This is a genomic window from Pluralibacter gergoviae ATCC 33028 = NBRC 105706 (assembly GCF_001598855.1).
Classification (GTDB): domain Bacteria; phylum Pseudomonadota; class Gammaproteobacteria; order Enterobacterales; family Enterobacteriaceae; genus Pluralibacter; species Pluralibacter gergoviae.
Map to the genome: position 1 here is coordinate 37555 of NZ_BCZS01000003.1, position 17653 is coordinate 55207.

The 17653-nt window shown below is 58.5% G+C and carries 14 protein-coding genes; 7 read left to right on the top strand and 7 right to left on the bottom strand.

The annotated features are described in order from the left end of the window. Position 1 precedes the first annotated feature (1 nt). Complete coding sequence (gene nifJ, locus ENGE1_RS04425) at positions 2–3526, bottom strand: pyruvate:ferredoxin (flavodoxin) oxidoreductase (RefSeq protein WP_048252567.1); 3525 nt, start codon at positions 3524–3526, stop codon at positions 2–4. Positions 3527–3797: 271 nt separating this feature from the next. Between nifJ and ENGE1_RS04430 the strand changes: the two genes are divergently transcribed. Further along, on the top strand, positions 3798–4064 hold the full coding sequence (locus ENGE1_RS04430) for a putative hemolysin (RefSeq protein WP_043084258.1): 267 nt from the start codon (positions 3798–3800) through the stop codon (positions 4062–4064). On the opposite strand, the gene hslJ is transcribed toward ENGE1_RS04430, so the two are convergent. Together hslJ and ENGE1_RS04440 are read right to left on the bottom strand one after the other, a co-directional pair. Then, positions 4058–4495 carry a heat shock protein HslJ gene (gene hslJ, locus ENGE1_RS04435; RefSeq protein WP_048252568.1) on the bottom strand — a complete coding sequence of 146 codons (438 nt, stop codon included), beginning with the start codon at positions 4493–4495 and terminating at the stop codon, positions 4058–4060. The two genes, ENGE1_RS04430 and hslJ, sit on opposite strands and share 7 nt — an antisense overlap. A 107-nt stretch (positions 4496–4602) precedes the next feature. Continuing rightward, positions 4603–5592, bottom strand: coding sequence for a 2-hydroxyacid dehydrogenase (locus ENGE1_RS04440; protein ID WP_048252569.1), 990 nt, complete (start codon positions 5590–5592; stop codon positions 4603–4605). A 291-nt stretch (positions 5593–5883) separates the two neighbouring features. Here ENGE1_RS04440 and ENGE1_RS04445 point away from each other — a divergent pair, with 291 nt between their 5' ends. The 5 genes from ENGE1_RS04445 (at position 5884) to ENGE1_RS04465 (ending at position 10437) form a co-directional block, all read left to right on the top strand. Continuing rightward, on the top strand, positions 5884–8520 hold the full coding sequence (locus ENGE1_RS04445; protein ID WP_048252570.1) for a YdbH family protein: 2637 nt from the start codon (positions 5884–5886) through the stop codon (positions 8518–8520). Next, positions 8520–8711 (top strand): YnbE family lipoprotein, encoded by a 192-nt coding sequence (locus tag ENGE1_RS04450; RefSeq protein WP_043084254.1) that lies wholly within the window; start codon positions 8520–8522, stop codon positions 8709–8711. The genes ENGE1_RS04445 and ENGE1_RS04450 overlap by 1 nt, the downstream gene beginning before the upstream one ends. A 7-nt stretch (positions 8712–8718) precedes the next feature. Further along, complete coding sequence (locus ENGE1_RS04455; RefSeq protein WP_048252572.1) at positions 8719–9039, top strand: YdbL family probable chaperone protein; 321 nt, start codon at positions 8719–8721, stop codon at positions 9037–9039. A 141-nt stretch (positions 9040–9180) separates the two neighbouring features. Further along, positions 9181–9990, top strand: a complete 810-nt coding sequence (locus tag ENGE1_RS04460) for an AraC family transcriptional regulator (protein ID WP_048252573.1) — start codon at positions 9181–9183, stop codon at positions 9988–9990. An 84-nt stretch (positions 9991–10074) separates the two neighbouring features. Then, positions 10075–10437: a cupin domain-containing protein gene (locus ENGE1_RS04465; protein ID WP_048252574.1), complete on the top strand. Its 363-nt coding sequence runs from the start codon at positions 10075–10077 to the stop codon at positions 10435–10437. 33 nt (positions 10438–10470) lie between these two features. Here ENGE1_RS04465 and feaR read toward each other — a convergent pair whose 3' ends face one another. Further along, on the bottom strand, positions 10471–11367 hold the full coding sequence (feaR, locus tag ENGE1_RS04470) for a transcriptional regulator FeaR (protein ID WP_048252575.1): 897 nt from the start codon (positions 11365–11367) through the stop codon (positions 10471–10473). Between the two features lie 226 nt (positions 11368–11593). On the opposite strand from feaR, the gene ENGE1_RS04475 reads away from it, so the two are divergent. Continuing rightward, positions 11594–13093 carry an aldehyde dehydrogenase family protein gene (locus ENGE1_RS04475; protein ID WP_048252577.1) on the top strand — a complete coding sequence of 500 codons (1500 nt, stop codon included), beginning with the start codon at positions 11594–11596 and terminating at the stop codon, positions 13091–13093. 319 nt (positions 13094–13412) lie between these two features. Here ENGE1_RS04475 and ENGE1_RS04480 read toward each other — a convergent pair whose 3' ends face one another. The 3 genes from ENGE1_RS04480 to ENGE1_RS04490 all read right to left on the bottom strand — a co-directional run bounded on the left by ENGE1_RS04480 (position 13413) and on the right by ENGE1_RS04490 (position 17279). Beyond that, positions 13413–14354 (bottom strand): Rpn family recombination-promoting nuclease/putative transposase, encoded by a 942-nt coding sequence (locus ENGE1_RS04480; RefSeq protein WP_048252578.1) that lies wholly within the window; start codon positions 14352–14354, stop codon positions 13413–13415. A 165-nt stretch (positions 14355–14519) separates the two neighbouring features. After that, the gene (dgcJ, locus tag ENGE1_RS04485; protein ID WP_080964491.1) at positions 14520–16067 is read right to left on the bottom strand and encodes a diguanylate cyclase DgcJ; all 1548 of its coding nucleotides are present in this window, start codon (positions 16065–16067) and stop codon (positions 14520–14522) included. 462 nt (positions 16068–16529) lie between these two features. Beyond that, positions 16530–17279, bottom strand: a complete 750-nt coding sequence (locus ENGE1_RS04490) for an IclR family transcriptional regulator (protein WP_048252582.1) — start codon at positions 17277–17279, stop codon at positions 16530–16532. Positions 17280–17653 lie beyond the last annotated feature (374 nt).

Sequence of the window (17653 nt, forward strand, 5' to 3'; positions counted from 1 at the left end):
GTTAATCCGCCGCCGCTTTCTCCGCTTTACCCGCCAGCAGGGCCAGGAAGTCATAGCGCTTCTGCAGATCTTGCGCGGCGTCCTTCCACAGCTGCTCGGCCACCTCCGGCTGCTGGGCGTTCAGGCGGCGGAATCGCTGCTCTTTCATCAGCGTATCGGCCAGCGCGTCGGACGGCGGGCGCGAATCCAGCACCATCGGCACTTTTCCCTCTTCTTCGCGGCGCGGATCGAAGCGGAACAGCGGCCAGAAGCCGGTGGCGGTCAGCTGGCGCATCTGATCGTGGCTCAGCGCCAGGTCGTAGCCGTGCTCCTCGCAGGGGCTGTAGGCGATGATCAGCGACGGGCCGGGATAGGCTTCGGCCTCCTGAATCGCCTTCACCGTCTGGTTAAGCTGCGCCCCCAGCGAAATCTGCGCCACGTAGACGTGGCCGTACATCATCATGCTGACGCCCAGATCTTTACGCGCCTTGCGCTTGCCGTGCTCGCCAAACTTGGTGACCGCCCCGAGCGGCGTCGCCTTCGAGGCCTGGCCGCCGGTGTTGGAGTAACACTGAGTGTCGAGCACCAGGATATTGACGTTTTCCGTCAGGCTCATCACGTGATCCAGCCCGCCGAAGCCGATGTCGTAGGCCCAGCCGTCGCCGCCGATAAGCCAGATGGATTTCTCCACCAGCGCGTCGGCATCGGTCAGCAGCTCCTCCGCGCCCTCCACGCCCGCCAGATGCTGGCGCAGGGCGGCAACCTGTTCGCGGCGCAGCTCCGGCGTCGCTTCGGCGCGCAGGGCATCGTTCAGTTCAGCCGGCAGGCGTTCGGCGAACCGCTCCAGCAGGCGCATCGCGCGGCGGCGGTGCTGATCCACCGACAGGCGGAAGCCGAGGCCGAACTCGGCGTTGTCCTCGAACAGCGAATTGGCCCACGCCGGGCCGCGTCCGCTGGCATCGGTGGTGTAGGGCGTTGAGGGCAGGTTGCCGCCGTAGATCGACGAACAGCCGGTGGCGTTGGCAATCAGCATCCGATCGCCGTACAGCTGGGTCAGCAGCTTGATGTACGGCGTCTCGCCGCAGCCGGAGCAGGCGCCGGAGTACTCAAACAGCGGCGTCAGCAGCTGGGAGGTGCGGATATCAATGCGCTCCAGCGCGCTGCGTTCCATTTCCGGCAGGGCGAGGAAGTAGTCGTAGTTGACCTTCTCTTCTTCAACGTGCTCAAGGCGGGAGAGCATGTTGATGGCCTTAATATCCGGGTTCTGGCGGTCTTTCGCCGGGCAGACCTCGACGCAGAGGTTGCAGCCGGTGCAGTCTTCCGGGGCCACCTGCAGGACGTACTTCTGGCCGCGCATATCGCGGGACTTTACGTCCAGAGCGTGCAGGCTGGCGGGCGCGTCGGCCATCGCCTCCGGCGCCACCACCTTGGCGCGGATCGCCGAGTGCGGGCAGGCGGCCACGCAGTGGTTGCACTGGGTGCAGAGCGCCTCTTTCCACACCGGGATCGCCTCGGCGATGTTGCGCTTCTCCCAGCGGGTGGTGCCCACCGGCCAGGTGCCGTCCGGCGGCAGGGCCGAGACCGGCAGCGCATCGCCGAGCCCGGCGAGCATCGCGGCGGTGACGGTTTTCACGAAATCCGGCGCGGCGTCGGAGACGATCGGCGGCCGCGGGTGGCTGGCGACGTCAACCGGGCGCAGGGCGACCTCCGCCAGCGACTCGCGCGCCAGGGCCAGCGCCTGCCAGTTGCGCTCTACCAGTTCCTGGCCTTTACTGCTGTAGCTGTTGGCGATGGCATTCTGCAGCGCGGTCAGCGCCGAGCCGTCGGGCAGTACCTGGGTCAGCTCGAAGAACGCCATCTGCATCACGGTATTGATGCGCGCGCCCAGCCCGCACTCGCGGGCGATTTTTGCGGCATTAACCACGAAGAAGCGCGCCTGCTTCTGGTTGAGCGTCGCCTGCACCTCCTGCGGCAGCCGCGACCACACCTCGTCGGCGCTGTAGGGCGTGTTGAGCAGGAAGGTGCCGCCGGGCTTCAGGCGCTCGGCCATCTGATACTTGTCGATAAACTGCAGCTGGTGGCAGCCGACAAAGTCCGCCTGCGAGACCAGATAGGCGGAGCGGATCGGCTGCTCCGAGACCCGCAGATGGGAGACGGTCAGCCCGCCCGCCTTCTTCGAGTCATAGACGAAATAGCCCTGGGCGTACCACGGCGTGGCGTTGCCGATGATCTTGATATTGTTCTTGGTGGCCGACACGCTGCCGTCGCTGCCGAGGCCGTAAAACAGCGCCTCCAGCCGGGCGGTGGAGGGCAGGGTATTCTCTGGCAGCGGAAGGGAGAGGTGGGTGACGTCATCGTAGATGCCGACCGTGAAGCGCGGCTTCGGCTGCGCGGCGGCGAGTTCTTTAAACACCGCCAGCGCGCACTCCGGGCCAAACTCTTTCGACGACAGGCCGTAGCGGCCGCCGATGACTTTCGGCAGCGCATCCCGCTCGCCGCGGCTGACGGCTTCCGCCAGGGCGGTCATTACGTCGAGGTACAGCGGCTCGGCCAGCGCCCCCGGCTCTTTGGTGCGGTCAAGTACCGCCACGCTTTTCGCCGACGCCGGCAGGGCCTGCAGCAGGTGCGCCGCCGAGAACGGACGATAGAGGCGCACCTTCAGCACGCCGACCTTCTCTCCGCGGATCAGCAACTCATCCACGACCTCCTCGCAGGTGCCGATAGCCGAGCCCATCAGGACGATCACCCGCTCCGCCTGCGGATGGCCGTAGTACTCAAACGGCCGGTAACGGCGGCCGGTGGCGGCGGCGAAGTCGTCCATGGCCTGTTCGACGTGGCTGTACACCGCGTCATACCACGGATTGGTCGCTTCCCGGGACTGGAAGTAGGTGTCGGGATTGGCCGAGGTGCCGCGGATCGCCGGATGTTCGGGGTTGAGCGCCCGCGCCCGGTGGGCGTCGATATCCGCCTGCGGCAGCAGGTTTAACAGCGTATCGTCGGCGATAGGCGTGATTTTATTGATTTCGTGCGAGGTGCGGAAGCCGTCGAAGAAGTGGATAAACGGCACCCGGCTTTTCAGCGTCGCCATATGCGATATGAGCGCAAAGTCCTGGGCCTCCTGTACGCTGCCGGCGGCGAGCAGCGCGCAGCCGGTCTGGCGGACCGCCATCACGTCGGAGTGATCGCCAAAAATGGAGAGCGCGTGCGTGGCCACCGTGCGCGCCGCGACGTGCAGCACGAAGGGCGTCAGCTGCCCCGCCAGCTTGTACAGCGTCGGGATCATCAGCAGCAGGCCCTGCGAGGAGGTAAATGACGTTGACAGGGCGCCGGTCTGCAGCGCGCCGTGCACGGCGGCAATGGCCCCGGCCTCAGACTGCATCTCGACCACGCGCGGCGTGTCGCCCCAGACATTCTTCAGGCCATTGCCCGCCCAGGCGTCGGCCTGCTCTGCCATGGTTGAACTGGGCGTGATGGGATAGATGGCGATAACTTCGCTGGCGCGGAACGCCACCGAGGCGACCGCGCCATTACCGTCAGTCGTAATCATACGTAAACCCTTACATTGCTCAAAAAGAGGACGCGCGCAAGCCGCAGCATCCTTGGTAATTATGGGTTTATTTTAGCAAAGCGGGGTGGCGGGAATTTTCGCTTTTGTGTCCAGCGACGTTGTCTGAACGCCGTTCAGATCAACGTTGGGCGCGAAAAATTGCCAGAAAATGTTTCACAGCCCCGAAATCTGCTTTTGCTCACTCGACGCCAGGCCGCGCCGTGCCTATTATGAACAGGTTTTGCTAACGTTTTGACAGGGGACAATGAGAATGAAAGCAGCTTTTTGGGTTGGGTGCGCAGCCTTACTGCTGTCTGCTTGCAGCAGCGAACCGGAACAGCAGGCGACGGCGGCTCACGTTTCGCCGGGAATGCGGGCGGCAATGTCCAGCGGCGGTCAGGCCAACTGCGCGATGATTGGCGGCTCACTTTCGGTTGCGCGCCAGCTTGACGGCTCAACCATCGGTATGTGCGCACTGCCCAACGGCAAGCGATGCAGCGAGGCTTCGCTTGCCACCGGGTCATGCGGAAACTACTGAACCAGATCGGCCAGCTTAAAGATAAGCGAATCGCTGTCGTCCGCCAGCGTTAGCTGATCTGCGGTCAGATCAACCTGGGCGCCATTGTGCAGCATTTTGCTGAGGGTGGCGTCGAGTTGATTAAGCTGCGGGTCGGTACACAGCTTTTTGGTCATCGCCACCTTCTTCGCCTTCAGCACGCCTTCGGAAAGGCTGCCCTTACCGGTAAACTGATTACACATGCTGCCGGAAATATGCATATCCTCATTAAAGCTCAGCTCCGGCGCCTTCACGCCCGGCGGCACATCCTGACCGTTGACGGTCTCCAGCACGAAGCGGTGGTGCACCAGCTGCTCTTCCTGAACGGTGACTTTTTGGGTTCCAGAGGAAACGCAGCCGGCAAGCATCATGGTCGCGGCCAGTAAACATAAAGTTAATTTTTTGTTATTCATCACGGAGTTACCTACAAAAATAATTCACTGCAGCATGCCACTGTGGGGCATGCCGGGTCACTGAGTATTGTCCGAAAATGCTGCCGCAGGGGCGGCAGCAGCAAAGGTTAAACCAGCGCGTTCGGGCAGGGTTCGCCGCCGGCGACCTGGCGCAGATTGTACAGCGTGGTTTCAGAAATGCTGGTCAGCGCCTCGGCGGTGAGAAACGCCTGGTGGCCGGTGAACAGCACGTTGTGGCAGGCGGAGAGGCGGCGGAACACGTCATCCTGAATCACGTCGTTGGATTTATCTTCAAAGAACAGATCCCGCTCGTTCTCATACACGTCCATGCCCAGGGCGCCAATTTTCTGCGTTTTCAGCGCGTCGATCGCCGCCTGCGAGTCCACCAGACCGCCGCGGCTGGTATTAATGATCATCACCCCGTCTTTCATCTGGTCAAACGCGGCGCGGTTCAGCAGGTGGTAGTTATCCGGCGTCAGGGGGCAGTGCAGGGAGATAACGTCCGCGCGCGAGAACAGCGTCGGCAGATCCACGTACTCGACGCCCAGCTCCAGCGCCGCCTGGCTGGGATAAGGATCGTACGCCAGCAGCTTCATGCCGAAGCCGTTGAGAATGCGCAGCGCGGCGACGCCGATTTTTCCGGTGCCGATGACGCCTGCGGTCTTACCGTGCATGGTGAAGCCGCACAGCCCCTCCAGCGAGAAGTTGGCATCGCGGGTGCGCTGATAGGCGCGGTGGATACGGCGGTTGAGCGACATCATCAGGCCGACGGCGTGTTCCGCCACCGCTTCCGGCGAGTAGGCGGGCACGCGGACCACCTGCAGGCCCAGTTCTTTCGCCGCGTCGAGATCGACATTGTTGAAGCCGGCGCAGCGCAGGGCGATATACTTCAGGCCGTGTTTTTTCAGCTCTTCAAGCACCGGGCGGCTGCCGTCGTCGTTGACAAAGATGCACACGGCATCGCAGCCGATGGCGGTTTTCGCGGTTTTTTCCGTTAAAAGGAAGTCGAAAAATTCAAGTTCATAGCCAAAAGCCTCATTTACATTTTGCAAATACTTTTTATCGTACTGCTTCGTGCTGTAAACCGCGATTTTCATAAGACTTTTCTCCATCAGATAGTACCGCTACGGTAACATATTTAAAATAATCTGACAATTATTAAAATATAATTTAATCATGGAGTTATCCCGTTAGTGTAGTGCATAACCGTACGCTCTGAGCCGGAGAATTGCGCGTTTGCGCATCGGGCGCAAAAGGAAGCATCTATGCTTAGCAGTGGCGCGGTTCGCCCCGGCGGGACCACCGCGGCTTTAACAGGGGGGCTTTACGTGCCACAATACGGGCCTGTTCGGCCTTTTAATGACAATTAATCAGGATGTTAATCGCCCATGAAGGGTACATGGAAAGCAGCGATCGCCATCCTGCTGCTGCTGATACTTATACCGCTGACGCTGCTGCTGACGCTGACCCACTGGGTGCCGACCCTTGCCGGGATCTGGCTGCCGTCAGGAACGCGCATTGCGCTTAAAGAGAGCCCGTCGTGGCATAACGGCAGGCTTCTGCTGCCCGAACTGCGCTATCTGGTGGGCGACTGCCAGCTGGCGCAGCTGCGCGACGCCGAGCTGTCCCATCCCAGCCGCTGGCGGCTCCACGTCGGCGAACTGAACATCAATTCCGCCTGCCTGAGCAAGCTCCCGCAGAGCGAACCTTCTCCCGCCGCCCCGCGCACGCTGGCCGAATGGCAGTCGATGCTGCCCAACAGCTGGCTGACGATAGATCGCCTGCGCTTCTCGCCGTGGGAGAAGTGGCAGGGCAAATTAGCGCTCTCTTTAACCCCCGCTCAGCAGATCCTCCACTACGACGGCGATTCGGTGACGCTGCGCGCGGCCCTGAAGGGGCAGGCGCTGCAGGTCAGCGAATTTACCGCCAAAGTGCTCGACGACCGCCCGCCGATCAAGCTGGTGGGCGAGCTCACGATGCCGCTGGTCCCCGCCGGCGTGCCGGTCAACGGCCACGTCGAATCGTCCTTCGAGGTTCCCGGCCAGCAGGGGCTGGTGGATGCCGAGCTGGAGTGGCGGGAAAATCAGGGCCAGCTGGTCGTGATGGCCCGCGGCGTCGGCGATCCGCTGCTCGACCTTCCCTGGACACTGACCCCGGAGCGCCTGACCATCAGCGACGGCCGCTGGAACTGGCCGTGGCTGGAGGGCGTGCCGGTCAGCGGCCGCGTCGGCCTGCGCCTCGACAACTGGCAGCAGGGCCTCGACAAAATGCAGATCGCCGGGCGCCTGAACATCCTGACCCAAGGCGCGGCGGGCAAGGGCAACGCGGTGCTCAACTTCGGGCCGGGGCGCCTGAGCATGGACAGCAGCGAGATGCCGCTGCAGGTGGCGGGCGAGGCCAAGTATAACGACCTGATCCTCTACGCCATGCTGCCGGCCACCTTAACCGGGCCGCTTAACGACCCCGAGCTGACCTTTGCCCCCGGCGCGCTGCTGCGCTCGAAGGGACAGATTATCGACTCGCTTAATATCGATCAGATCCGCTGGCCGCTGGCCGGCGTGCGCCTCAGCAGCCGGGGCGTGGACGGCCGCCTGCAGGCCATTCTTCGCGCCCATGAGGACCAAACCGGCGACTTTGTGCTGCACCTCGACGGTAAGGCCAGCGACTTTCTGCCGGAGCGCGGCAGCTGGCGCTGGCGCTACTGGGGCGACGGCCACTTCCCGCCGATGAACGCCAGCTGGGACGTCAAGGGCGACGGCGAGTGGCGCGACGGTGACATTGTGCTCAACAGCCTCTCGACCGGTTTTGACCGGCTGCAGTACGGCGCGATGACCATCAGCCAGCCCCGGCTGGTGCTCGATGCCCCGGTGCGCTGGCGGCGCAGTGCGCAGCACCCGTCGCTGACCGGCGCGCTGTCGCTCGACGCCGGGGAAACCCGCTTTACCAGCGGCAGCGTCCTGCCGCCGTCAACGCTCAAATTCAGCGTCGACGGCCGCGACCCGACCTGGTTTAATTTTAAGGGTGACCTGCACGCCGGCGAGATTGGCCCGGTGCGGGTCAGCGGGCGCTGGGACGGCCTGCGCCTGCGCGGCAACGCCTGGTGGCCGAAGCAGTCCCTCAAGGTCTTCCAGCCGCTGCTGCCGCCGGAGGCCAAAATGACGCTGCGCGATGGCACCCTTTACGCGCAGGTGGCGTTTTCCGCCGCGGCGGATCAGGGCTTCGAGGCCGGCGGCCACGGCGTGCTGAAAAACGGCAGCCTGTGGATGCCGGACAACCAGATTAACGGCGTCGATTTTATTCTGCCGTTCCGCTTCAGCCAGAGTACCTGGCATCTTGGCCACCGCCGCCCGGTCTCCCTGCGCATTGGTGAAGTGGTCAATCAGGTCACCGCCCGCAATATCACCGCCGATCTTGAGGGCAGCTATCCGTGGAGCGAGCAGGATCCGCTGCTGCTCTCCAACGTCAGCGTTGACGTGCTGGGCGGCAAGGTCTCGATGCTGCAGCTGCGAATGCCGCAGCGCGACGCGGCCCTGCTGCGGGTGCAGAACATCTCCACCAGCGAGCTTATCGGCGCCATCAATCCGAAGCAGTTCACCATGTCGGGACGCGTAAACGGCGCGCTGCCGCTGTGGCTTAATAACGAGAAGTGGATAATCAAAGACGGCTGGCTGACCAACCCCGGCCCGCTTACCCTGCGCCTGGATAAGGACACGGCGGATGCGGTCGTGCGCGACAACATGGCCGCCGGGTCGGCGATCAACTGGCTGCGCTACCTGGAGATCACCCGCTCCTGGACCAGCGTCAGCCTCGATAACCTCGGTATGCTGCAGCTGAAGTCCTCCATCTCCGGTACCAGCCGGACGGATGGCAAATCCGCGCGGGTGAATCTCAACTACACCCACCAGGAAAATGTCTTTGAGCTGTGGCGCAGCCTGCGCTTTGGTGACAATCTTCAGGCGTGGCTTGAGCAGAACGCGCATCTACCCGCCCCCTGCCGATCGGGCAAGGCATGTAAGGAGCAGTAATGAGTATAAGAAATGCCGCGGCGGGCCTGCTTGCCGCAATCACCCTCAGCGGCTGCACGCCGCGCATTGAGGTGGCGGCCCCCGAAGCGCCGATCACCATCAATATGAACGTCAAGATAGAGCATGAGATCCACATTAAGGTCGATAAAGACGTGGAAAACCTGCTCAAGTCGCGCAGCGATCTCTTCTGAGGTGCCTATGAAACGAATCGCGATTGCCGCCCTGCTGGCGCTGGTCTGCCAGAGCGCTCAGGCGCTGACGCTGGAACAGGCGCGGGCCGAAGGACGGGTAGGGGAAACCCTCAGCGGCTATCTGGCGCCGGTAGCGCAGGATGCCGATACGCAGGCGCTGGTCGCCCGCATTAACGCCGCCCGCAGCGCCAGCTACAAGCAGTTGGCCAGCCAGAATAACGTGCCGGTGAATGAGGTCGCGAAGATGGCAGGGCAGAAGCTGGTGGCGCGGGCGCAGCCCGGGGAGTACGTGCGCGGCCTGAACGGGCAGTGGCTGAAAAAAGAGTGACGTTGTGTGGGGACTGTGCGGAAATATTGCCTTCTGCTTAACAGGTAGTTTACTTTTGTGATTGTAGTGACGCCCAGGGTGAATCGAACGCATCAAAAATAAACTGGCTGCAAAAGCCTATTTCCGCGGAACCCATGAAACATGTCGAGAGAAAAAGACAGTAAAGACTGGGTTAAATTAGCCCCAGGCGCTGGAAAAATAGAGCGTATTGAGGCTTATTTCAGCGGACACGGTTACGAACCTCACCGTCACGATACCTACGCAATAGGCAGAACATTATCGGGTGTACAGCGCTTTCATTATCGTGGCAGTAAACGACACAGTTTGCCCGGCGGGACCATGGTCTTGCATCCCGATGAAATACATGATGGTGAAGCGGGCACGCAAGATGGGTTTCAGTACCGGATGTTATATATTGCTCCGGCACTCATCCAGACTATTCTCGGCGGAAGATCGCTGCCGTTTATTCCCGGCGGAATCTCCTCCGATCCCCGCCTTTTTGCTGCAACAGAATCGCTTCTGAAAAGTGTGGATGAACGAATTGAGACGCTCGAAGAAGACGATTCTCTTTATGAGCTGGCTCAAACGTTGGCCATTGTTGGAGGCCAGCGTTTTCTGAAGCGCATCGCTGATTATCCCTCCGTGGAGAGAGCGCGTGAATACATCCATGCTGAGTTTAATAAGTGTATCACCCTGGAGGAGTTGTCTGCGGCGAGTGGGATGGACCGCTGGAGTCTGAGCCGGGATTTTCGAACTCTTTATGGTACGAGTCCTTACCGGTATGTGACGATGCGCCGTCTTGAATATTGCCGCCGCCTGATCCTTGCTGGCTCCTCTCTGGCAGAGGCAGCCGCTGAAGCAGGATTTTCGGATCAAAGCCATATGACGCGCCAGTTCATAAAAACGCTGGGTCTTTCGCCGGGGCACTGGAAAAAAATCAATCAAAAATAAGGAGCCTTTCTGCACAAACGTTCAATACTGGCCCCACTGCGCTGTTCTATTGTGTCGCCTTCTTAATGAAGGGAGAGAGTCACAATGTATTATCCAGTTAATTTAGAAGAGAAATTTTCGCTTTTCGATGAGTTTTGGCAGCCAAAAGTTATCGCGCAGATGAATGACTATCAGTTTAAAATCGTCAAAATATGCGGTGATTTCATTTGGCATACTCATCCCGAAACCGATGAGGCATTTATTGTTATCGAAGGCGTTTTACGGATTGATTTTCGCGACCATTATATACATGTTCGCCCCGGCGAAATGTACGTTGTGGCAAAGGGCGTTGAGCATAAAACCTCTGCTGAAAAGGAGGTGAAAATGATGATGATTGAGCCCTGTGGTGTTCTGAACACCGGCCATGAAGGCGGTGAACGTACCGCTGAGAACGATATCTGGATCTGAGACCGTTTTTAGCTTATTAACCAACCGGTGACGCTATCGATAGCGCCGCCGGTACTCCCCCGGGCTGACGCCGAAGCGCTGGCGAAAAGCGGTTGAGAAGTGGCTGTGATCGCCAAAGCCCCAGCTATAGCCAATCCCCGCCAGCTTCTCCTCATCCGCGGCGCTGCGCAGGGCGCTGGCGCAAAGGTCCAGCCGCCGGTGCCTGATATACTGGGCGACCACCAGACCGCGATCGGCAAACAGCCGGTACAGACTGCGCAGCGACATACCCATCTCTTTTGCCAGCCAGGCCGGACGCAGGCTGTCGGACTGGATGTGCTCATCAATCATCGCCGTCACTTTTTCAAACAGCCTGTCGCGCCTGCTGGGCTGCGCTTCCCGCTGGCGCAGCGCCGGGCGCAGCAGGCAGGCGATGGCCTCCAGCGCCGCGCCGCTTTCGCTTTCCGACATCGCCAGACTGTTCATGCTCTCCTGCAGCAGCCGGTGGCTGAGCTGCACTACCGGCTGCGTCTTATCGAGCCTTGGAACATACTCCGCTGCGCCTGCCGCCAGCTGATGCTCCAGCAGATGGCGGGGCAGCAGTAGCGATACCTGACGCGCGCGCGCCGTCCAGAAGATAGAGCAGGGGCGCGAGGCGTCCACCACGGTAATATCCCCGGGCGACAGCGTGGTCTGGCGCGTGCCCTGTTCAATGGTCGCCTCGCCGGCGAGCTGGAAGACGGTGTAAAACCAGACGTCATTGCCGCTGCGGATCTCGCGTTCGGTGCGGTACAGATTGACGTTAGCGGCGGTCACGGTGCTCAGCTTGAGGCCGCTGGCATAGCCGGACTCGATCTCGCCGACAAAATCGCCCGCCAGGCGACGGGCGGCAAACCGCCCGCACTCGGCGTTGATCGTCGATAGCCACTGCTGAAAACCTGCGTTATTCATAGATCCTTCCCGGCGACCGCACAGTGATGGTTGCATGTATGTTACACAAATTAGCGCATTCGGTTGTAAAAACGAACGATGCCGTTCACATAACGCGCTTCTGCCCCTGCCGCCCTGCGCGAAATGTCACGGACAGCACAGCAAATGGCAAACAGACAAAAGGCGCGCGGCGTTCCGACAGGGCACACTGGGAGAATATTATTCAGAGGCTATCGGGAGAGAACAGATGTCAGATACACAGGTTGCGCGACTCGCCAGCGTGGAGCAGTTTCTTACCCGCGAACACGGTAACTTTATTGACGGCAGGCAGCAGGCCTCTTCCGGCGAGCAGCGGCTGACTGTCTGGGATCCGGCGACCGGCCGGGCCATCGCCACCACCGCCGACGCCAGCCGGGAGGATGTGGATAGCGCCGTCGCCTCCGCCTGGCGCGCCTTCGTCGACAGGCGCTGGTCCGGGCGCCTGCCCGCCGAGCGGGAGCGGATCCTGCTGCGCTTTGCCGATCTGGTGGAGCAGCACGGCGAAGAGCTGGCCCAGCTCGAAACCCTGGAGCAGGGTAAATCGATCAATATTTCCCGGGCGGTGGAGGTCGGCAGCGCCGTGAACTGGATGCGCTACACCGCCGGGCTGACCACCAAAATTGCCGGTCAGACCCTCGATGTCTCCATTCCGATGCCGCCGGGCGCGCGCTACCAGGCGTGGACCCGCAAAGAGCCCGTCGGCGTGGTGGCGGGCATCGTGCCGTGGAACTTCCCGCTGATGATTGCCCTGTGGAAGATCATGCCCGCCCTCGCGGCAGGCTGCTCCATCGTTATCAAACCCTCAGAGACCACGCCGCTGACCGCGCTGCGCCTCGCCGAGCTGGCCGTCGAGGCGGGCGTACCGGAAGGTACCTTCAACGTGATAACCGGCAGCGGCGCCGTCTGCGGCGCGGCGCTGACCTCGCATCCTCAGGTAGCAAAAGTGAGCTTTACCGGCTCGACCTTGACCGGCAAGCATATTGCCCGCACCGCGGCCGACAGGCTGACTCGCGTGACCCTTGAGCTGGGCGGCAAAAACCCGGCCATCGTGCTGAAAGATGCCGATCCGCAGTGGGTCATCGAGGGGCTGATGGCGGGCAGCTTCCTCAACCAGGGCCAGGTGTGCGCGGCCAGCTCCCGGCTCTATATCGAAGCGCCGATTTTCGACACCCTGGTGGCGGGCTTTGAGCAGGCGCTTAAGTCCCTGACCGTCGGGCCGGGCATGTCGGAGCGCGCGCAGATCAACGCCCTGGCCTCGCGGGCGCACTGCGAGAAAGTGGCGGGATTTCTGCACGAGGCGGAGCAGAGCCGCGCCGAGCTTATTCGCGGCGGCGCGGTGCCGGAGGGCAGCGGCTACTATATTCAGCCAACGCTGGTGGTCAATCCCGACGCCGCCCTGCGCCTGACCCGCGAAGAGGTCTTTGGCCCGGTGGTCAACCTGGTGCGGGTCGCGGACGGCGAAGAGGCGCTGCGGCTGGCCAACGATACTGAATACGGGCTGACCGCAAGCGTCTGGACGAAGGACCTCTCGCAGGCGCTGGGCTACAGCGAGCGCCTGCAGGCGGGCACAGTGTGGGTCAATACCCACACCCTGATTGACCCCAATCTGCCCTTCGGCGGCATGAAGCAGTCCGGCACCGGGCGCGACTTCGGTACCGACTGGCTGGACGGCTGGTGTGAAACCAAATCGGTTTGCGTGCGCTATTAGCGCGGGGTTTTTTACCGCACTTGTGCTGGTAGAGGCTGCGGTCGGCAGCGGTAAGCGCCTCTTCCAGCACATTGCCGGCGGCCCTCTGGCGCTGCCCCAATTTCATGGCTTCGCAGTCTTCCCTGTGTGGCTATCTTTATCAACGGCAAGCTGTACGGGCAAAAAAGCCTTTAATTGCACTATTGATAACGTTATCAGTGGATGCAGGGATAAGGGGGGGTGGCGCTATGCAGGCGACCAGATGATTGGATGTGCCGCAGCATGAGTGGATTCCTGGTTACGCTTTTTACCTGCTTTTGTTGCCGGGAGAACAGGTAAATTAATGGCAGATTTGATCCACATCCTCAGCAGCCAGGCCGGTCATTTTCATAACGGTGCCGCGGTCAAGGCCGTTTTGCAGCATGGTGCGAGCAACTTCGAGTTTACCTTCTACTTTGCCTTCATTGCGGCCTTTCTCTTCGCCGATTCGGATACCTTCAAGGCGCCCTTTCTCAATGCCTTTTTGTTCCAGCTGTTGTGCAATGGTCATGAGTGCGTCTCCGTGTTGCGGCACACGCTGTGCCAGTTCGCGAACGAAGGCTTCAGAGTCAGCTGACTCACCCGCCTGCAGTAGATAGTGTATCAGCGCAATCACCTGGGGTGAAGAGAGATAATCTGCCATCAGTAGCGTGGCCAGCCGATCGGCCAGGGTTGCGATATCACGCTGATGGATATGCTTTTGCAACAACGTCAGCGCCGCCATGCTGCGGTGGCCCATTATTTCATCATCCGGAATGACGGTGACATCAATCAGTGGATAAGCGCCGCCGTAGACTTTACCTGCCAGCTGCGGGTGATCAAATTCATCCAGCCAGCGGGTAGAGTAGGGATAGGGACTACGTTTACCGACATAAAACAGCATCGGTATCACCAGCGGCAGTTTTTTATGACCGGCCTCAAGATGGCGCTGCATCGCGGCAACGGCATATCGGGTCATGCGGAAGGCCATGTGAACATCAGGCGAGCTCTGGTGTTCAATCAACACATGCACATATCCGGTCCCTGCGGCCGTTTCCAGGCTATAAAGCACGTCGCTGAAATACTGGCGAAGATCGTCTTCAACAAATGAACCTGATTCAAGCTTCAGGGTACCGAGATCGCAGATAGCGCGTAGCTCCGCCGGAAGGTGGATATCCATAAAATCGCGGGCAATCTCCGGCTGCGTCAGAAACTGCCTGAAGGCCGCATCATGCGGCGTCGGCGAGGTGTTTTTCTTCTTCATCACTGCTGACCCTGAACGTTGATTTTTCGATGATATCACTCGCAGGCAGATGCAATGATTGATCCGACGCTGCCCTTTGGGCGGCATGAGGCAGTCCGGAGCCGGACGTAACTTAGGTATTAATTGGCAGGACGGCTGGTGCGGAACCCAAGCGGTTTGCGTGCGCTACTGATCCTGCTGGCGAGGAGCAGGCGAGGCCTTTTTTGCCTGCTTTTGCTGATAGAGGCGCTTATCCGCAGCGATGAACGCCTTTTCCAGCGAGTCGCCTTCGCGCATCTGATATCCTCCCCAGGAAAAGGCCACCAGCCTTTCACCGTCCGTTTCCAGCAGCTTATCCGTCACCCGGCGGACCACTTCCCTGGCTTTAGCCTCGTCGGCGTCAATAAGGATCAGGATAAACTCGTCCCCGCCGATGCGAATGCCGTAGTCGCTTTTACGCACCGAGCGGCCGATCGCGTTACCCAGCAGGGTAATCGCCCGATCGCCGGCATGATGGCCCAGAATATCGTTAATCTGCTTCAGACCATCGCAATCTATAGCGATAACGGTAATCGCTATCTTCCTCTCCAGAAGCGCTGCGATTTTATTCCTCAGCCTTTCGGTAAGCAGTTTACGGTTATAGAGTCCGGTCAGCGCATCGGTGACATTGTCATAAAATAGCGTCGCGTGGCGCCGGAACTGGTAGCTCGAGTAGCGCAGTATCAGAAGGGTGGTGGCAAGATAGAGCGCAAGCAGCCAGAGGTTGCTGAGCATGAAGTACCAGATATCGACGGAAATGTGCAGCGTTAACGCATCGGTCAGCCGCTGGCTGACGTTCAGCACCGGCGCAACGCTGAGCGATGGCGTATGAAACACAATGCCGTAGCCGGAGGTGGTATCGCTAACGTAGAGCTTCATTGCGGACCACAGCGTCGGGCGGGAGGCCGTGCGAAAGGCAGTGGATAAATCATCGGCATTAATTTGAGTAACTATCATCCCCTTAATTTTCCCCGCATTAAATACGGGGCAGATCATGCTGAACGCTTTTCCGCCGAGGATCTGATCGATATGAATGTGCGAAGTTATACTGTTACCATGAAAAAAGTCTGCTAACTCGCGGGTATTAATACTTATCCCGCGGGCAAATGCCTGCAGATCGATACGGCTGCTATTTTCATTTTGCCAGTAGGGAAACGGATGCTGGTGAATATTGATACGGCTGCTGGAATAGATATAGCTATTTTCCAGATCGAGATAATAACGAATATTATCGAAAATATAGTCACCGTAGTTTGAAAAAATGTATCGGGTGGAGGTGGTGAAAATTCCGTCATCAATGGCCAGAATTGCGCCGATGTCATAGACCCAGCTCTGGCAGTCGGCATTCTGAGTTTGCAGCGTCCCTTCCAGCGCAGGGAAACGGCTCGCGATCAGATTAAAACCATACATATCGTTGACGTGTTCCAGACGACCGCAGAGCGTCCTCGCATCGCCCACGCCTGCAATGGGTGCCGGTGGGCGAGAGAACAGAGTTGAAAGTCGAAAGGCAATACGCTGATTTATGTATTGTTCGTGAAACAGCGCGGATTTGCCGTTTTCGGCAACATAGCCCATATAACTTTGTAGAGACAGATACTCCCGATAAAGTAAACCGGAGAAAAGTAAAGTGCTAGTAATAATAATGATTACTTGTGTGGCAATTTTTATTTTCTTCATTACCAAAACTTGGCCCATGAGATTACAGCTAAGTGTCTAATTATAGCAGGCAAAAGTAGAATTAATAACCATATCATTTGTGTTGTTATTGTGAGAGATAGGATCATACTGTTTTTTCACCTGCTTTCAGAAAGGATTTCCGCCCCGATGGTCGGCAGGTAATGGCGATTGCGGTAGCCTGCGTTGGTTATGGAATAGTCAACTGCGGCGGCGCGGTAAGCCATCCGGTATTTACTGTCGGGGAAAGGCTACCTGCATCGGCGAACGCTCCCGGCGCGGGGCTGGTTCCATTATTGTGAACGGTCTGCGTGAACACGCGCTGTCGAATCAGCGCACAGCGTTACCTGGCGGTCATCAGGAAACGTAATCTGCTCCCGGCAGCCGGACCGGCGCGTAAAGCGGTTTATCAGGCCCGTTGACGATCTAAGCGATCGCCTTTGACGGGGCGGCAGTGCAGAGGTTATGGTTTTTTTGGGATAATCAGGTCAATCCTCTGGATATATTGTGTGCTGCCTGTTTTACCACAGCTCCAATCTGCTCTTCATTTTGCAGAGTAATAAACTGAGCGAAACATGAAATACTGATAGAGGCGATGACATTGCCAGCAATGTTGAATATGGGGGCTGCCACACAATGGACCCCCGGAATTATTTCCTCATAGTCTGTAGCGTAGCCTCGTGATTTTATTTGTTTGATACTTTCCTCAAGTTCATGTTTTGACAAAATGGATTTTTCAGTTTCGCGGGGAAAAGGCTGACTATAAATGTATTTTTCCAGATACTCTGTCCCAAGAAAGGCAAGCATGGCTTTGCCTACGCCGGTACAGGTCATCGGGGCTCGCTTGCCAATGTGAGAGTAACTGACTTTTGCCTGCGGGTCTTCATACTTATCAATATAAATAACCTCTCCGCTATCATGCGTGGCAAGGTGTACGGTAGCCGTATAATATTGCGCTAACGTCAGGCACTCGCTTTCTGCTCTTTTCTTTAGCGTGTTTCTTTTGCCATACAGGCAGCCGAACTCAAAGAGTTTAATACCGAGCTGGTATTTTTTCGTTTTAAGATTTTGTTCAAGCATACCGTTTAGGTGCAGAGTATTAACCAGATCGTAGACTGTGCTTTTTTGCAGGCCAGACAGATTTACTATGTCTGTTATACCTAATTCTTCATGTTGAGAGAAACATCCCAGGATGCTGACCGCTTTATCCACTGATAAGATTCGCTTACTCATTTCAATATATCCCCTCCGATCCCAGAGTAATCATCTTATATCATTTTTACATAACGCCACAATTAGCTGACTCATATGGAGTATCAATTTCATAGCGCATCCGCTTACAGTAATACTTCCTGGTAATAATTGCTTTGCTTAACTATTAGAATTCAGAGATGCCGTCTGGTGACCTCAGGGTATAAAGTATTTTCAATGTCGATCCGCATCACAAAAGATTATAGTAGTGATTGACAACCAATCTGCATAGAATCTACAAATTGCTATGTAATATATTGTCGGATAGTGTCCGACATTATCGGAAGTCGCCAGCAATCAGGGATGCTTTACCAAAATACGAATAAATAAATTGTTTTAACATGCTAAAAAATGGA

What these genes read in the sequence shown, in the direction of transcription:
- nifJ (WP_048252567.1), bottom strand. Translation starts at nt 3,526, where the DNA reads ATGATTACGACTGACGGTAATGGCGCGGTCGCCTCGGTGGCGTTCCGC.
- ENGE1_RS04430 (WP_043084258.1), top strand. Translation starts at nt 3,798, where the DNA reads ATGAAAGCAGCTTTTTGGGTTGGGTGCGCAGCCTTACTGCTGTCTGCT.
- hslJ (WP_048252568.1), bottom strand. Translation starts at nt 4,495, where the DNA reads ATGAATAACAAAAAATTAACTTTATGTTTACTGGCCGCGACCATGATG.
- ENGE1_RS04440 (WP_048252569.1), bottom strand. Translation starts at nt 5,592, where the DNA reads ATGAAAATCGCGGTTTACAGCACGAAGCAGTACGATAAAAAGTATTTG.
- ENGE1_RS04445 (WP_048252570.1), top strand. Translation starts at nt 5,884, where the DNA reads ATGAAGGGTACATGGAAAGCAGCGATCGCCATCCTGCTGCTGCTGATA.
- ENGE1_RS04450 (WP_043084254.1), top strand. Translation starts at nt 8,520, where the DNA reads ATGAGTATAAGAAATGCCGCGGCGGGCCTGCTTGCCGCAATCACCCTC.
- ENGE1_RS04455 (WP_048252572.1), top strand. Translation starts at nt 8,719, where the DNA reads ATGAAACGAATCGCGATTGCCGCCCTGCTGGCGCTGGTCTGCCAGAGC.
- ENGE1_RS04460 (WP_048252573.1), top strand. Translation starts at nt 9,181, where the DNA reads ATGTCGAGAGAAAAAGACAGTAAAGACTGGGTTAAATTAGCCCCAGGC.
- ENGE1_RS04465 (WP_048252574.1), top strand. Translation starts at nt 10,075, where the DNA reads ATGTATTATCCAGTTAATTTAGAAGAGAAATTTTCGCTTTTCGATGAG.
- feaR (WP_048252575.1), bottom strand. Translation starts at nt 11,367, where the DNA reads ATGAATAACGCAGGTTTTCAGCAGTGGCTATCGACGATCAACGCCGAG.
- ENGE1_RS04475 (WP_048252577.1), top strand. Translation starts at nt 11,594, where the DNA reads ATGTCAGATACACAGGTTGCGCGACTCGCCAGCGTGGAGCAGTTTCTT.
- ENGE1_RS04480 (WP_048252578.1), bottom strand. Translation starts at nt 14,354, where the DNA reads ATGAAGAAGAAAAACACCTCGCCGACGCCGCATGATGCGGCCTTCAGG.
- dgcJ (WP_080964491.1), bottom strand. Translation starts at nt 16,067, where the DNA reads ATGGGCCAAGTTTTGGTAATGAAGAAAATAAAAATTGCCACACAAGTA.
- ENGE1_RS04490 (WP_048252582.1), bottom strand. Translation starts at nt 17,279, where the DNA reads ATGAGTAAGCGAATCTTATCAGTGGATAAAGCGGTCAGCATCCTGGGA.